Annotated in this window: 13 protein-coding genes; 7 read left to right on the top strand and 6 right to left on the bottom strand. The window is 60.5% G+C overall.

Going from position 1 to position 12,461, the window contains the following annotated elements:
* Positions 1 to 141: 141 nt before the first annotated feature.
* The 4 genes from rpsO (at position 142) to DXT88_RS17480 (ending at position 4,448) form a co-directional block, all read left to right on the top strand.
* Positions 142 to 411 carry a 30S ribosomal protein S15 gene (gene rpsO / locus DXT88_RS17495; protein WP_016832358.1) on the top strand — a complete coding sequence of 90 codons (270 nt, stop codon included), beginning with the start codon at positions 142 to 144 and terminating at the stop codon, positions 409 to 411.
* A 43-nt stretch (positions 412 to 454) separates the two neighbouring features.
* Entirely contained in the window at positions 455 to 652 is a 198-nt protein-coding gene (locus DXT88_RS17490; protein WP_157137719.1) for a hypothetical protein, read from the top strand.
* A gap of 70 nt (positions 653 to 722) precedes the next feature.
* A complete protein-coding gene (gene pnp / locus DXT88_RS17485) occupies positions 723 to 2,855 on the top strand; it encodes a polyribonucleotide nucleotidyltransferase (protein ID WP_016832359.1) in 2,133 nt (710 codons plus the stop codon).
* A gap of 303 nt (positions 2,856 to 3,158) precedes the next feature.
* Entirely contained in the window at positions 3,159 to 4,448 is a 1,290-nt protein-coding gene (locus DXT88_RS17480) for an NAD(P)/FAD-dependent oxidoreductase (protein ID WP_265215337.1), read from the top strand.
* A gap of 78 nt (positions 4,449 to 4,526) precedes the next feature.
* Here the strand turns inward: DXT88_RS17480 and DXT88_RS17475 are convergent, their stop codons facing one another.
* From DXT88_RS17475 to pxpB, 6 genes are all read right to left on the bottom strand, one after another.
* Positions 4,527 to 5,531 carry a DUF2891 domain-containing protein gene (locus tag DXT88_RS17475; RefSeq protein ID WP_265215335.1) on the bottom strand — a complete coding sequence of 335 codons (1,005 nt, stop codon included), beginning with the start codon at positions 5,529 to 5,531 and terminating at the stop codon, positions 4,527 to 4,529.
* Positions 5,532 to 5,630: 99 nt separating this feature from the next.
* Positions 5,631 to 6,617, bottom strand: a complete 987-nt coding sequence (locus DXT88_RS17470; protein ID WP_265215333.1) for a DUF979 domain-containing protein — start codon at positions 6,615 to 6,617, stop codon at positions 5,631 to 5,633.
* Positions 6,614 to 7,333, bottom strand: a complete 720-nt coding sequence (locus tag DXT88_RS17465) for a DUF969 domain-containing protein (protein WP_265215331.1) — start codon at positions 7,331 to 7,333, stop codon at positions 6,614 to 6,616. The genes DXT88_RS17470 and DXT88_RS17465 overlap by 4 nt, the downstream gene beginning before the upstream one ends.
* A gap of 84 nt (positions 7,334 to 7,417) precedes the next feature.
* Complete coding sequence (gene pxpA / locus DXT88_RS17460) at positions 7,418 to 8,158, bottom strand: 5-oxoprolinase subunit PxpA (protein ID WP_265215329.1); 741 nt, start codon at positions 8,156 to 8,158, stop codon at positions 7,418 to 7,420.
* 9 nt (positions 8,159 to 8,167) lie between these two features.
* Positions 8,168 to 9,178, bottom strand: coding sequence for a 5-oxoprolinase subunit C family protein (locus DXT88_RS17455; RefSeq protein ID WP_016832364.1), 1,011 nt, complete (start codon positions 9,176 to 9,178; stop codon positions 8,168 to 8,170).
* Positions 9,175 to 9,828 carry a 5-oxoprolinase subunit PxpB gene (gene pxpB / locus DXT88_RS17450; RefSeq protein WP_265215326.1) on the bottom strand — a complete coding sequence of 218 codons (654 nt, stop codon included), beginning with the start codon at positions 9,826 to 9,828 and terminating at the stop codon, positions 9,175 to 9,177. Before pxpB ends, DXT88_RS17455 begins: the two co-directional genes overlap by 4 nt.
* Positions 9,829 to 9,981: 153 nt before the next feature.
* Here pxpB and DXT88_RS17445 point away from each other — a divergent pair, with 153 nt between their 5' ends.
* The 3 genes from DXT88_RS17445 to tpiA all read left to right on the top strand — a co-directional run bounded on the left by DXT88_RS17445 (position 9,982) and on the right by tpiA (position 12,451).
* On the top strand, positions 9,982 to 10,536 hold the full coding sequence (locus DXT88_RS17445) for a winged helix DNA-binding protein (protein ID WP_116433145.1): 555 nt from the start codon (positions 9,982 to 9,984) through the stop codon (positions 10,534 to 10,536).
* A gap of 53 nt (positions 10,537 to 10,589) precedes the next feature.
* Positions 10,590 to 11,570, top strand: a complete 981-nt coding sequence (locus tag DXT88_RS17440) for an NAD(P)H-quinone oxidoreductase (RefSeq protein ID WP_265215322.1) — start codon at positions 10,590 to 10,592, stop codon at positions 11,568 to 11,570.
* Between the two features lie 119 nt (positions 11,571 to 11,689).
* Positions 11,690 to 12,451, top strand: coding sequence for a triose-phosphate isomerase (gene tpiA / locus DXT88_RS17435; RefSeq protein WP_029363011.1), 762 nt, complete (start codon positions 11,690 to 11,692; stop codon positions 12,449 to 12,451).
* Positions 12,452 to 12,461: the final 10 nt, after the last annotated feature.

The following is a 12,461-nucleotide window of genomic DNA, read 5'->3' as shown; positions in this document are numbered from 1 at the left end:
GATTCTACGCTGATCCCGTAAGTATTTGAATCTGCTGGTCTTTTGCTATATACTTGCGCCTCTGGTCATTTCGGCCAGTTTTTATTTTGTTCACGGTATGCAGGGTAGCCACTCCGCACACCGCTTGTGAAAGGTATAGCAATGTCGATCGAAAAAACAGCCAAGGCTGCCATTATTACTGATAACGCCCGTGGTCAAAACGACACCGGCTCCCCGGAAGTTCAAGTTGCGCTGCTGACAGCACGCATCAACGACCTGAACGGTCACTTCAAAGAACACAGCAAGGATCACCACTCCCGTCGTGGTCTGATCAAGATGGTTAACCGTCGTAAAAGCCTGTTGTCCTACCTCAAGGGCAAGGATGCCGACCGTTACCGCGCACTGATCGAAAAACTCGGTCTGCGTAAGTAATTTTGTTCCCTCGTACCATTCAGGTTCAGGGTTCATAGCCAAAATGCCTGCGTCAGTTTCTGACGCGGGCATTTTGTTTTTTGCGATTCCGCTTTGTATGGTTGTCGATGTTTTCCCGGTTCGCAAAAACTTCTTTGCAGTACTGCGATCCCATCCAATGATCGTGATTCGTAAGATGCATGCCCCGGTTGCTGTTTCTCCGGTGGCGGGCATCCGTGGTGAGGTGAACGACAGCGCCTGAAAATCTGTCGGCAAAAAAGAATCTCCGCCAAGCAAGGCAACGCGGGGGTTCAATATAGAAAGGAAATACCGTGTTCAATAAAGTTACTAAAACCTTCCAGTATGGACAACATCAGGTCACTCTGGAAACCGGCGAAATCGCTCGCCAGGCTTCCGGTGCAGTCGTCGTTTCGATTGAAGACACTGTTGTGCTGGCAACGGTTGTGGCCCGCAAGGATGCCAAGCCAGGTCAGGACTTTTTCCCATTAACCGTCGATTACATCGAGAAGACTTACGCTGCGGGTCGCATCCCCGGCGGCTTCTTCAAACGTGAAGGCAAGCCTTCCGAAAAGGAAACACTGACATCGCGCCTGATCGATCGCCCGATTCGTCCGCTGTTCCCAGAAGGCTACCTGAACGAAGTGCAGGTCATCATCCACGTTCTGTCCGTGAACCCTGAAATCGATCCGGACATCGCTGCGATGATCGGTGCGTCGGCTGCTCTGTCGATCGCCGGCATTCCATTCAACGGCCCGGTCGGCGCCGCACGCGTCGGTTACATCGACGGTCAGTACGTCCTGAACCCAACCGCAACGCAACTGAAGACTTCGCAACTGGATCTGGTTGTCGCCGGCACCGAAACAGCCGTGCTGATGGTCGAATCGGAAGCCAAGCAATTGTCCGAAGAAATCATGCTGGGCGCGGTCGTGTTCGGTCACGATCAATCGAAGGCTGTCATCAACGCGATCCACGAACTGGTGCGCGACGGCGGCAAGCCTGAAGTGCAATGGACTGCGCCGGCCAAGAATGAGCCGCTGATCGCACGCGTCACCGCACTGGCCGACGACAAGCTGCGCGCTGCGTACCAAACCAAGGACAAGCAAGCCCGTACCGAAAAGCTGAAGACCGTCACTTCCGAAGTCAACGCAGCGCTGGCGGCAGATGCTGCAGCGGCCGGTACTTCGGCAGCTGACTCTGCAGAAGTCGGCGGCATCCTGTTCGATCTGGAAGCCAAGATCGTCCGTTCGCAGATCCTCGATGGCGAGCCACGCATCGACGGCCGCGACACCCGCACCGTGCGTCCGATCAGCATCCGCACCGGCGTGCTGCCACGCACCCACGGTTCGGCATTGTTCACCCGCGGTGAAACGCAGGCGCTGGTCATCGCGACCTTGGGCACTGCACGCGACGAACAAAAGATCGACGCGCTGATGGGCGAGTACACCGACCGCTTCATGCTTCACTACAACATGCCTCCGTTCGCTACCGGCGAAACCGGCCGCGTTGGTACGCCAAAGCGCCGCGAAATCGGTCACGGCCGTCTGGCCAAGCGCGCGCTGATCGCTGCACTGCCGCCAGCTGAAGAGTTCAGCTACTCGGTGCGCCTGGTATCGGAAATCACTGAGTCCAACGGCTCCTCGTCGATGGCTTCGGTCTGCGGCGGCTGCCTGGCATTGATGGACGCCGGCGTGCCGATGCAAGCGCACGTGGCGGGTATCGCCATGGGCCTGATCAAGGAAGGCAGCAAGTTCGCCGTCCTGACCGACATCCTGGGCGACGAAGATCACCTCGGCGACATGGACTTCAAGGTGGCGGGTACTGCCAACGGCATCACCGCACTGCAAATGGACATCAAAATCCAGGGCATCACCAAGGAAATCATGCAGGTCGCGCTGGAACAAGCCAAGGAAGGCCGCGTGCACATCCTCGGCAAGATGCAGGAAGCCGTTCCGGCCGGCGCCGGCGAACTGTCCGACTTCGCTCCACGCCTGATCACCATCAAGATCAATCCGGAAAAAATCCGTGACGTGATCGGCAAGGGCGGCGCAGTCATCCGCGCGCTGACCGAAGAAACCGGCACCCAGATCGACATCAGCGACGAAGGCGTGGTCACCATCGCTTCCGTTGACGCCGGTGCAGGCCAGGAAGCCAAGCGCCGTATCGAAGAACTGACCGCTTCCGTCGAAGTCGGCAAGGTCTACGAAGGCACCGTCCTGAAGCTGCTGGACTTCGGCGCGATCGTTCAGGTTCTGCCAGGCAAAGACGGCTTGCTGCACATCAGCCAGATCGCCAACGAGCGCGTCAACGCCGTTGCCGATTACCTGAAGGAAGGCCAGCAAGTCCGCGTCAAGGTTCTGGAAACCGACGACCGCGGCCGTCTGAAACTGTCGATGAAGGCAGCGCAAGAAGGCACGGAAGCGCCTGCTTCGCAAGACGCGCAGTAATCGCCTTATCGCCGTATTGGCATGGCGGATGCAGGCATTGCCTCATTCGCCAACTGCAGTCAGGTAGTATCGAATCCCTCAGGGCGAAAGTCCTGGGGGATTTTTGTTTTTGGCCTGTCTTGCCTGCCCGGTTTGTCGGAAAGCGCCGCATGCAGTTGTCGGACGTGCGCCGATTCGCGTCTGTACAGCTTGCCCATGCCGGCAACTGGCATTACCCTCTGAGTGGTCGTTTGAGACAATGCAGGCGCAAACTATTCAGGACAATTGGGGAGCATCATTTCATTTGAATCTGAAAGGAGTTCCATGCCTCACGTGATCATCGTCGGTTGCGGTTTCGGCGGTCTTGCCGCGGCACGCGCACTGGCCGACGCCAAGGTCGACATCACCATCATCGACCGCAGCAATCATCACCTGTTCCAGCCGCTGCTGTACCAGGTCGCCACCGCCGGCTTGTCGGCGCCCGCCATCAGCGCGCCGATCCGCAGCATCCTCGCGGAGCAGCGCAATATCACCAGTCTCATGGCCGCCGTCGGCGACATCGATGTGACGCGCAAGACGGTCGCGCTGGAGGACGGCAGTGAAATCGCCTATGACTATCTGATCGTCGCGGCGGGTTCCACGCACAGCTATTTCGGCCGCGACGAATGGGCTACCCTGGCGCCCGGACTGAAGACGCTGGAAGACGCCTTCGATATCCGCCGCCGCATCCTGATGGCGTTCGAATACGCCGAACGCGAAGACGACCCCGTGCGCCGCGCCGAATGGCTGACCTTCACCGTGATCGGCGCCGGCGCCACCGGCGTCGAGATGGCCGGCACCCTGATCGAAATCGCCCGCCATACCCTGAGCGGCGAATTCCGCCGCATTGATCCACGTCAGGCCAAGGTGGTGCTGCTGGAAGGCTCCGACCGCGTGCTGGCGGCGTATCCTCCGGACCTGTCGGAAAAGGCGCGCACGCAGCTGGTCAAGCTCGGCGTCGACGTGCGCACCGGTAGCCGCGTCACCGACATCGACGAAGAATGCGTGCGCTACACCGGCAAGGACGGCGAGCAGCGATTGGCGTCGCGCACCGTGATCTGGTCGGCCGGCGTGGCGGCATCGTCGCTGGGAAAGGCGCTCAACGTGCCGTTGGATCGCGCCGGCAGGGTGCCGGTGGGCGGCGAGCTGTCGATTCCCGGGCATCCGGAAGTATTTGTCATCGGCGATCTTGCCGCTGCGACTTCGGACGGTAAACCGGTGCCTGGCGTATCGCCGGCGGCGAAGCAGATGGGACGCGTTGCTGCGCGCAATGTACTGGCCCACATGGCAGGCAAGGCGCCGGAAAATTTTGTCTACAAGGATTATGGATCGCTGGCCACGATCGGTCGCAAGGCCGCCGTGGCGATGGTCGGCAAGCTGAAGTTTTCAGGCTATCCGGCATGGCTGTTCTGGTTGTTCGTCCACGTCTATTTCCTGATCGGTTTCCGCAATCGCCTGATGGTGATGACGGATTGGGCGTGGGCTTACCTGACCTTCAAGCGCAGCGCACGTGTGATTTCGAGTGCGATCAACACGCCGCGGGCCAAGCCGCGCGATGAAGCGCCGACGCAGTAATGCAGTAGAGCGATTCGCCAATTGAGAAGGCCGGCATATTGATGCCGGCCTTTTCCGTTTGCAGTTCGTCCCGCCGCGTCAGTCTTCCAACGCCAGCAGTGCAAAGCTGGCAAGCCAGTGGCCGCCGCTGTAATGGCTGCCGACGACGTGGTCGACGCTGGCTTTGAGGTGGCGTTCGATTGCGCCCGACAATGCAGGTTGCGCCGCATGAGCGGCTGGCAGATGCCGCGCGATGTGTTTCATGCACCAGGCGCGGCTCAGGTTGAGGCCATCGAGGTGGGCGATCTTGGGATCGGTGCGATCGCTGACTTGCGCCGGCTGCATCAATCGTTCGATCTTGTCGATCTGCGGCAGGAAGGTATCGAACCATGCCGGGAATGCCCTTGCATCCAGTACCTTGCTCATCAGCAGCGCTTCCGTCAGTGCTGCAGAGATATATTCATCGCCGCCCGGTTCGTAATGCGCCGGATAGTCGGCGTCCTTGCCGTAGTAGCCCTGCGAAGCCTGGACGATGGCGCTTTCAAGCGCGCCATCGTTTGCTGCGCGCGCATAGTCAAGCGCCAATGCCAGTGCGAATGCGGTGTTGTAATGTGTGCCGACGCGAATCGGGTAAGTCAGCTTGCCCAGGTATTCAAGCAGGCGCTTGCGGATTTCCAGTGTCAGGGGTTGCATCGCAGCGTGCCAGGCGGCTGCGCGCGAATGCGAAGATGCAGCAAGCTCCTGCGCCAGTCCGAGGATCCAGCCGAAACCATAAGGACGCTCGAAGGAAGCACGGCCGCCGACCTGGAAGTAGGCGGTTTCCTGCGCCATCAATGCCGGCGTGAAGTGCTCGTCGAAGATCGCGGTAATCTTGTCTTGCGTCGGCAGCGCCGGATACAGCTTCGCGCAGCGCAACAGCAACCAATAGCCATGGACGGCCGAGTGCCAGTCGTAGCAGCCGTAGAACACCGGATGCATGGCGCGCGGCGACAACACGTCGTCGGCGCTGTGGAGCACGTGCATGATGTGATTGGGATACTCCTGGCGGAGATAGGTCAGCGGCATCTCGGTGTATGCGGCGGCCAGTTCGATAGTGAGTTGCATGAGAATTTTCCGATTTTCAGATCAGCGTTGTTGCCCGTTGTTTCAGCGTGCTTGCGGCCGGTGCAGAAGCAACGGCCGCAGCATGCATCAGTGGAACAATCAACGGAACACGATGAAATACATCAGCAGGATATTGGCTGCCAGCAGCGCGATGCCCGTAGGGATTTGCACCTTGATGACCTGGTACTTGTCCTTGAGCTCCAACAGCGCCGCCGGCACGATGTTGTAGTTGGCGGCCATCGGCGTCATCAGCGTGCCGCAATAACCGGCCAGCATGCCGATGGTGACCAGCGGCGCCGGATCGGCGTGCTGTCCGACGATGATGAAGGGCAAGGCGATACCGGCGGTCATGACGGGGAAGGCCGCGAAGGCGTTACCCATGATCATGGTGAAGAGCGCCATGCCGACGCAGTAGATCACGATCAGCATGAAGCGGTTTTCAGGATTGACGAACAGGCCGACAACCTGCTGCACCGATTTGCCGGTTTGCGCTGCGACGAAAACGCCGCCCAGCATCGCCAGCATCTGCGGCAACACCGCAGCCCAGCCGATGGCGTCGAGCAGCCGGCGCGATTCACGCACGGCATGCAGCGGCGTGCCGCCGGTCAGTTTCCAGCCCGCCAGGATGGCGCAGATACAGCCGACGCACAATGCCGCCAGGGTCAGTTGCTTCTGGTCGAGGATATACACGCCGCCAATGGCCACGCCCTTGAGCAGGATGGTGCACAACACGGTCACCACCGGAATCAGGATGGCCGGAACGAAGATCCAGTTGCCGTACTGATTGGCCGACGCCTGGCGTTGCTCGGCGCTGCGTTGCTTGTAAGTGCCGAGCGACAGCAGGCCGAAACCGGCAATCAGTGAAATCAGGATGACTACGACGCCGATGATGCGGTACGCCAGCGGTTTGCCCAGCGAGGACACCAGCAAGTCGCTGAACAGGAACACCGCGCCGAACAGGAACCAGAACAGCGCGGTAGTCAGGCGTTTGGGATTGCCTTTGTCGCGCAATGTCATGCCGACCAGCAGCATGACGATGACGCCGATGAGATAGTAGATTTCGTTGATCGTGATGAGGGTATTCATGCTGCCACCTCTTTTCCTTCGGATTTTTTCCAGGCGTTGACGTCGCGCTGAATCCCGGCATCGAGACGCACCAGACGGAACATGTGAATGGCCAATGCCGCAATCGCGGTTGGAATGGCCCACAAGCCGAGATGCAGGGGCTCGACGTTGGTGATGCCGTTTTCCTTGAGGAAGGCGTCGATCAACAACACCGCGCCGAAGGCGAGGAAAATGTCTTCGCCGAAAAACACGGCGATATTGTCACAGGCTGCGGAGTGCGCGCGCAGTTTGTCGCGGATGTGTTGCGGCAAGTCGCCATGGCGCGCCGTCGCAGCGCCCTCGACCATGGGGGCCAGCAAGGGGCGCACGGTTTGCGCCTGACCGCCGATATAGGTCAGGCCGAGCGCGCCAAACACCTGGCGCAGGACGAAGTACAACATCAGAATGCGTGCGGACGTCGCGCTGGCCATGCTCGAAATCCAGTCTTGCGCGCGTTCCTTGAGACCATAGCTTTCCAGCAGACCGATGATCGGCAGGATCAGTACATACACGGCCAGCGAACGGCTGTTGATGAACTTCTCGCCGAAGGTTTCCAGCAGCATGCCGAAATCCATGCCGACGGCGAGGCCGGTGGCAAGGCCGGCGACGGTAACGACCAACAGCGGATTGAAGCGGAATGCAAAGCCTGCAACGACGATCGGAATCCCGATCAACGGTAGCAAAATCGAGCTATCCATGGACTATCTCCCAAGTAGGAATGGTTATTGTGAATTGACTGCTGACGACGAAAAATCAAAAAGAACGGGGACGACAAAATAAACTCAGGACGGCGCACGAACCCCGATGTGCTCGTTGCTCAGGCGCGTGCGGATCTGGCGCGCAAATTCCAATGCATGCGCGCCGTCGCCATGCAGGCAGACGGTCTGCGCGTTGACCTTGACGACGCTGCCGTCAATGGCGGTGACCTGCTTGTCCTTGACGAATGAAATCGTCTGCGCGATGGCTTGCGCTTCATCCTCGATCATCGCGCCGGGCAGCGTGCGGCTGACCAGGCTGCCATCGGCGTTATAGGCGCGATCGGCGAAGACTTCCTCGACTGCAGTCAGGCCCGCCTGTTTTGCCGCACCGATCAGCTCGCTGCCTGCCAGGCCGAACAGCGCCAGTTCCGGATTGAAGGTGCGGATTGCCGAGCAAATGGCGTGCGCCAGTACGGCGTCCTTGGCGGCCTGGTTATACAGCGCGCCGTGCGGCTTGACGTGCACCATGCGGCCGCCTTCGGCGCGCACGATGGCGTCGAGTGCACCCAATTGATACAGCATGCCGCTGATGATTTCTTCAGGTGGTAAATTCATGGCGCTGCGGCCGAAATTTTCACGGTCGGGAAAACTCGGATGCGCACCGATGGCGACATGGTTCCGGATTGCCCAGCGCACGCTCTGGCGCATGGTGTTGGCGTCGCCGGCATGCCAGCCGCAGGCGATATTGGCCGAGCTGACCAGCGTCAACAGCTGTTCGTCGTTATCGCAGCCTTCGCCGAGATCGGCATTGAGATCGATGTGCATGAGCAGTCCTTATTTCCGGTATTGCGTGGCGCGCGACCAGCCGAGGGCGGCGATGGTCTGTTCGACATGGGCGAGATAGCGCTGCTGTTCTTCCCATGCATGCAAGGCTTGTTCCAGATCGCAGAGTTGCAGTTGCAGCAAGCCGTTGAGCGGCGCCTGCGCCAGCTTCCACATGTCCGCCGCGATGACCACCCCGATCTTGGGATAACCGCCGGTGGTCTGCGCATCGCCCATCAGGATGATCGGCTGGCCGGAGGGCGGCACCTGGATCACGCCCGGCACCACGCCGTGCGACAGCAGGTCGCGGCTCTGCTTGCGCTTGAGTTCGGAGCCTTCCAGGCGGTAGCCCATGCGATTGCTGTTGGGCGTGATGCGCCACTTGTCCTGCCACAGCGTATTGCGGGCGGCGACCGTGAATTGTTCGAATTCGGGGCCGGGCAGCACGCGCAGCGTGGTCAGTTTGCTACTGTCGTTGGCTTGTGCGCTGAGGCCGCTCCATTGCGGCGAACGCACCCCGAAGGCCGGTCCGGTCGCCTTGACGCCAGCGTCGCCCAGCGGCAGACGGTCGCCTTTGCGCAGGGCACGGCCTTGATGGCCGCCGAAGCCGGCTTTGAGGTCGGTGCTGCGTGAGCCGAGGATGATTGGCACATCAATGCCGCCTGCGATGGCAAGACAGGTGCGCATGCCTTGCGCACCGCCACGGCCGACGTGTGCCAGACGCAATGTCTGGCCGGCGCGTACCGGCGTACTCCAGTAAGGCGCCAGGAATTTGTCGTCGAGCCTTGCGTCGAAATCGTCGCCGCCGAGCGCGATGCGCGTGTCGGTGGTGAAGCGCAGTTCGCAGGCGCCCATGGTGATTTCAAGGCCGGCTGCGCTGACGTCGTTGCCGACCAGCAGGTTGGCGGTGCTGAGCGCCAGTGGATTGAGCGCACCGCCGGGATTGATGCCGAGCCGGCGATGGCCGGGGCGGCCGAGGTCCTGCACTGAAGTCAGCAGTCCGGGTTGGATAATGTCGATCATTTGACGATACGCTCCACGGTAAAGCGGACGCGGTCGCCCGGGCGCAGCAGGGTGGGCGGATTTTGCGTCGGATCGAACAGCGGCAGCGCAGTGCGGCCAAGCAGTTGCCAGCCGCCCGGCGAGGCCAGCGGATAGATGCCGGTCTGTTCGCCGCCGATGCCGACCGAGCCTGCGGGAATCGACAGGCGCGGCTCATCCTGGCGCGGTGTCGCGAGTTGCGGATCGAGGCCGCCCATGTAGGCGAAGCCGGGCATGAAGCCGATGAAGTAGACCACGTATTCGCCTTCGCTGTGACGGCGGATGACTTCCGCTGTCGAGAGGCCGGTATGGCGCGCAATGGCGTCGAGGTCAGGGCCGCCGGCGCCGCCGTACACGACCGGGATATCGATGTCGCGGCCGCTAAGCTGGCCGATGTCGAGATGTTTCCAGCTGCCGAGGATGCGCTTCGAGACGGCGTCCATGTCGGCGACGGGGCAGCGCAGGATCAGGGTCAGGTTGTTCATGCCGGGAACGACTTCGGCGACTTCGGGCCAGTCTGCGGCGGCGTCGGCCAGGCTCCAGATGCGCTGCTGATGCGACAGGGTTGCCGGTGGCGGCAGATTGCACAACAGTGCGCCGTCGCCGAGGAAGTGGAGTTGAGGTTGAATCATTGTCATCCGGATCTGGCTGGAAGGCTTGCGCCCGTTAATCCCGAGGGATCATACATTTCGGACAAGGTATAGACAATATATAGATAAATTATTTATTTAAGATTGCTATATAGTGTCGTAGTTGTACGAACATTTTCACGATAGAAAAAGCTTATGAGCGACAAATCCTTGCAAAACACGCCGGAACAGGCCGTGACACAAAAATCTCCGACCAAAATCGTCTCCTCCAATCATCTCGTTTCCGAGCGCAGCGCCGAGCTGTCGGAGCTGGAATATGCCCTGATCATGGCAGGCAATGCATTCAATCGTTGGATGATGCGTTGCATGATGGCCGCGGGCGCCAAGGATATGACGGCAATCGAGGTCTCTTTGTTGCATCACGTGAACCACCGCGAACGAAAAAAGAAACTCGCGGACATTTGCTTTGTCCTGAACATTGAGGATACGCACGTTGTGACATACGCGCTCAAGAAACTGGTCAAGGCGGGTTACGTGAAGAGCGAGAAGGCCGGGAAGGAATTGCTGTTCTCCACCACCGACGAAGGCCAGCAATTGTGCATGCGCTACAAGGAAGTGCGTGAGCGCTGCCTGATTGAAGTGCAGGTCGACAGCGGCATCCAGAACCAGGCCATCGGCGAGGCCGCGCAATTGTTGCGCAGCGCCTCCGGTTTGTACGATACCGCCGCGCGCGCGGCCGCATCGCTGTAAGCAACCGGTCGGCCATCGACCGCGCCTCCCTCTTGAGGCGCAGAGGAAAAGTCATGCGAGCAATTGAAATTACCGAATTCGGCGGACCCGACGTGCTGCAGTTGCGCGAACGGCCGCTGCCGCAGCTGAAAAGCGGCGAGATCCTGATCAAGGTCCATGCTGCCGGCGTTAACCGTCCGGACGTATTCCAGCGTCAGGGCAATTATCCGGTGCCACCGGGCGCCTCGGATCTGCCGGGGCTGGAAGTGGCCGGCGAAATCGTTGATGGCGACCTCGGCGGTAGCGCCTTCAAGAAGGGCGATCTGGTATGCGCGCTGGTGCAGGGCGGCGGTTACGCTGAATACTGTGCAGCGCCGCTGGCGCAGTGCCTGCCCGTGCCGCAAGGCCTGAATGCGCTGCAGGCTGCGGCGCTGCCCGAGAATTTCTTCACCGTCTGGAGCAACGTGTTCGAGCGGGCGCGTCTTGTGCCCGGCGAAACCCTGCTGGTGCAGGGCGGTTCGTCGGGCATCGGCGTGACTGCGATCCAGATTGCGGCGGCGCTGGGGCATCGCGTCTTTGCGACAGCCGGTTCGGACGACAAATGCCGCGCCTGCGAAGAGCTGGGCGCGGAGCTGGCCATCAATTACCGTACTGAAGATTTCGAAGAAGTTCTCAAGACCGCCACCGAAGGCCGCGGCGTCGACGTCATCCTCGATATGGTCGGCGGCGACTACCTGCCGCGCGAAATCAAGACCTTGGCCGATGATGGCCGGCTGGTCATCATCGCCTTGCTCGGCGGCGCCAAGGGGCAACTGGACATGAGTCAGATCCTGCGTCGTCGCCTGACGGTGACGGGGTCGACTTTGCGCCCGCGTCCGGTGGAGTTCAAGGCTTTCATCGCCCGGCAGTTGCAGGAGCGCGTCTGGCCGCTGCTGGCCAGCGGCAAGGTCAAGCCGGTGATTTACCAGACTTTCCCGCTGGCGCAGGCGGCACAGGCGCATGCACTCATGGAATCGAGTGCGCATGTCGGCAAGATCATGCTGACGCTTGATTGAATAAAGTGAAGCAAGCTCCAGATACCGGGGGTTTGGTTTGACCGGGTTTGCCGCGGCGCGATAGAATGCGGGGTTATTCAGAATTCTCTCCCTTAATTCGCCCTTTGGCTCTCCCTTTTATGCGTCGTAAATTAGTTGCCGGTAACTGGAAAATGAATGGCGGCCTCGCCGCCAACGCCGCTCTGGTCGCCGATGTCAAAGCCGGTCTGGCTGCCGTCGGCGCCAATGCCGATGTTGCTGTTTGCGTACCGGCGCCTTACCTGGCGCAGGTGCAGGCCGCGGTGGCCGGCTCCGCACTGGCGTTGGGTTCGCAGGACGTTTCCGCGCATGCCAGCGGCGCCTATACCGGCGAAGTGTCGGCCGTCATGCTGGCTGAGTTCGGCTGTAAATACGCCATCGTCGGCCATTCCGAGCGTCGCGCCTATCACGGCGAAAACGACGCGGCGGTTGCTGCAAAGACAGCGGCGGCGCTGAAGGCCGGGCTGACGCCTATCGTCTGCGTCGGCGAAACATTGGCAGAGCGCGAAGCAGGGCGCACCAATGCCGTTGTCGGCGGTCAGCTCGATGTGGTGCTGGCGGCGCTGGATGCTTCCGACGTGCAAAAGATTGTGGTGGCGTACGAGCCGGTCTGGGCCATCGGCACAGGCAAGACGGCGACGCCCGACATGGCGCAGGATGTACACGCGATGTTGCGCGCGCGCCTGGCTGCAAAAAATGCTGACGCCGCCGTCAGGGTGCAAATCCTCTACGGTGGTAGCATGAAACCCGATAACGCCAAGGAACTGCTGGCCATGTCGGATATCGATGGTGGTCTGATTGGTGGCGCGGCTCTGAAAGCGGCGGATTTCCTGGCGATTGTCCAGGCTGCCCAGGGCAACTGACTGTTTGTTG

Origin of the sequence: Herbaspirillum lusitanum (assembly GCF_026127345.1) — a bacterium.
GTDB lineage: Bacteria > Pseudomonadota > Gammaproteobacteria > Burkholderiales > Burkholderiaceae_D > Herbaspirillum > Herbaspirillum lusitanum.
This window is presented reverse-complemented; position numbering and strand designations above follow the sequence as displayed.

Excerpts from the sequence above, each read along its gene's own strand:
- rpsO (WP_016832358.1), top strand. The coding sequence starts at position 142 with ATGTCGATCGAAAAAACAGCCAAGGCTGCCATTATTACTGATAACGCC.
- DXT88_RS17490 (WP_157137719.1), top strand. The coding sequence starts at position 455 with ATGCCTGCGTCAGTTTCTGACGCGGGCATTTTGTTTTTTGCGATTCCG.
- DXT88_RS17480 (WP_265215337.1), top strand. The coding sequence starts at position 3,159 with ATGCCTCACGTGATCATCGTCGGTTGCGGTTTCGGCGGTCTTGCCGCG.
- DXT88_RS17475 (WP_265215335.1), bottom strand. The coding sequence starts at position 5,531 with ATGCAACTCACTATCGAACTGGCCGCCGCATACACCGAGATGCCGCTG.
- DXT88_RS17470 (WP_265215333.1), bottom strand. The coding sequence starts at position 6,617 with ATGAATACCCTCATCACGATCAACGAAATCTACTATCTCATCGGCGTC.
- DXT88_RS17465 (WP_265215331.1), bottom strand. The coding sequence starts at position 7,333 with ATGGATAGCTCGATTTTGCTACCGTTGATCGGGATTCCGATCGTCGTT.
- pxpA (WP_265215329.1), bottom strand. The coding sequence starts at position 8,158 with ATGCACATCGATCTCAATGCCGATCTCGGCGAAGGCTGCGATAACGAC.
- DXT88_RS17455 (WP_016832364.1), bottom strand. The coding sequence starts at position 9,178 with ATGATCGACATTATCCAACCCGGACTGCTGACTTCAGTGCAGGACCTC.
- pxpB (WP_265215326.1), bottom strand. The coding sequence starts at position 9,828 with ATGATTCAACCTCAACTCCACTTCCTCGGCGACGGCGCACTGTTGTGC.
- DXT88_RS17445 (WP_116433145.1), top strand. The coding sequence starts at position 9,982 with ATGAGCGACAAATCCTTGCAAAACACGCCGGAACAGGCCGTGACACAA.
- DXT88_RS17440 (WP_265215322.1), top strand. The coding sequence starts at position 10,590 with ATGCGAGCAATTGAAATTACCGAATTCGGCGGACCCGACGTGCTGCAG.
- tpiA (WP_029363011.1), top strand. The coding sequence starts at position 11,690 with ATGCGTCGTAAATTAGTTGCCGGTAACTGGAAAATGAATGGCGGCCTC.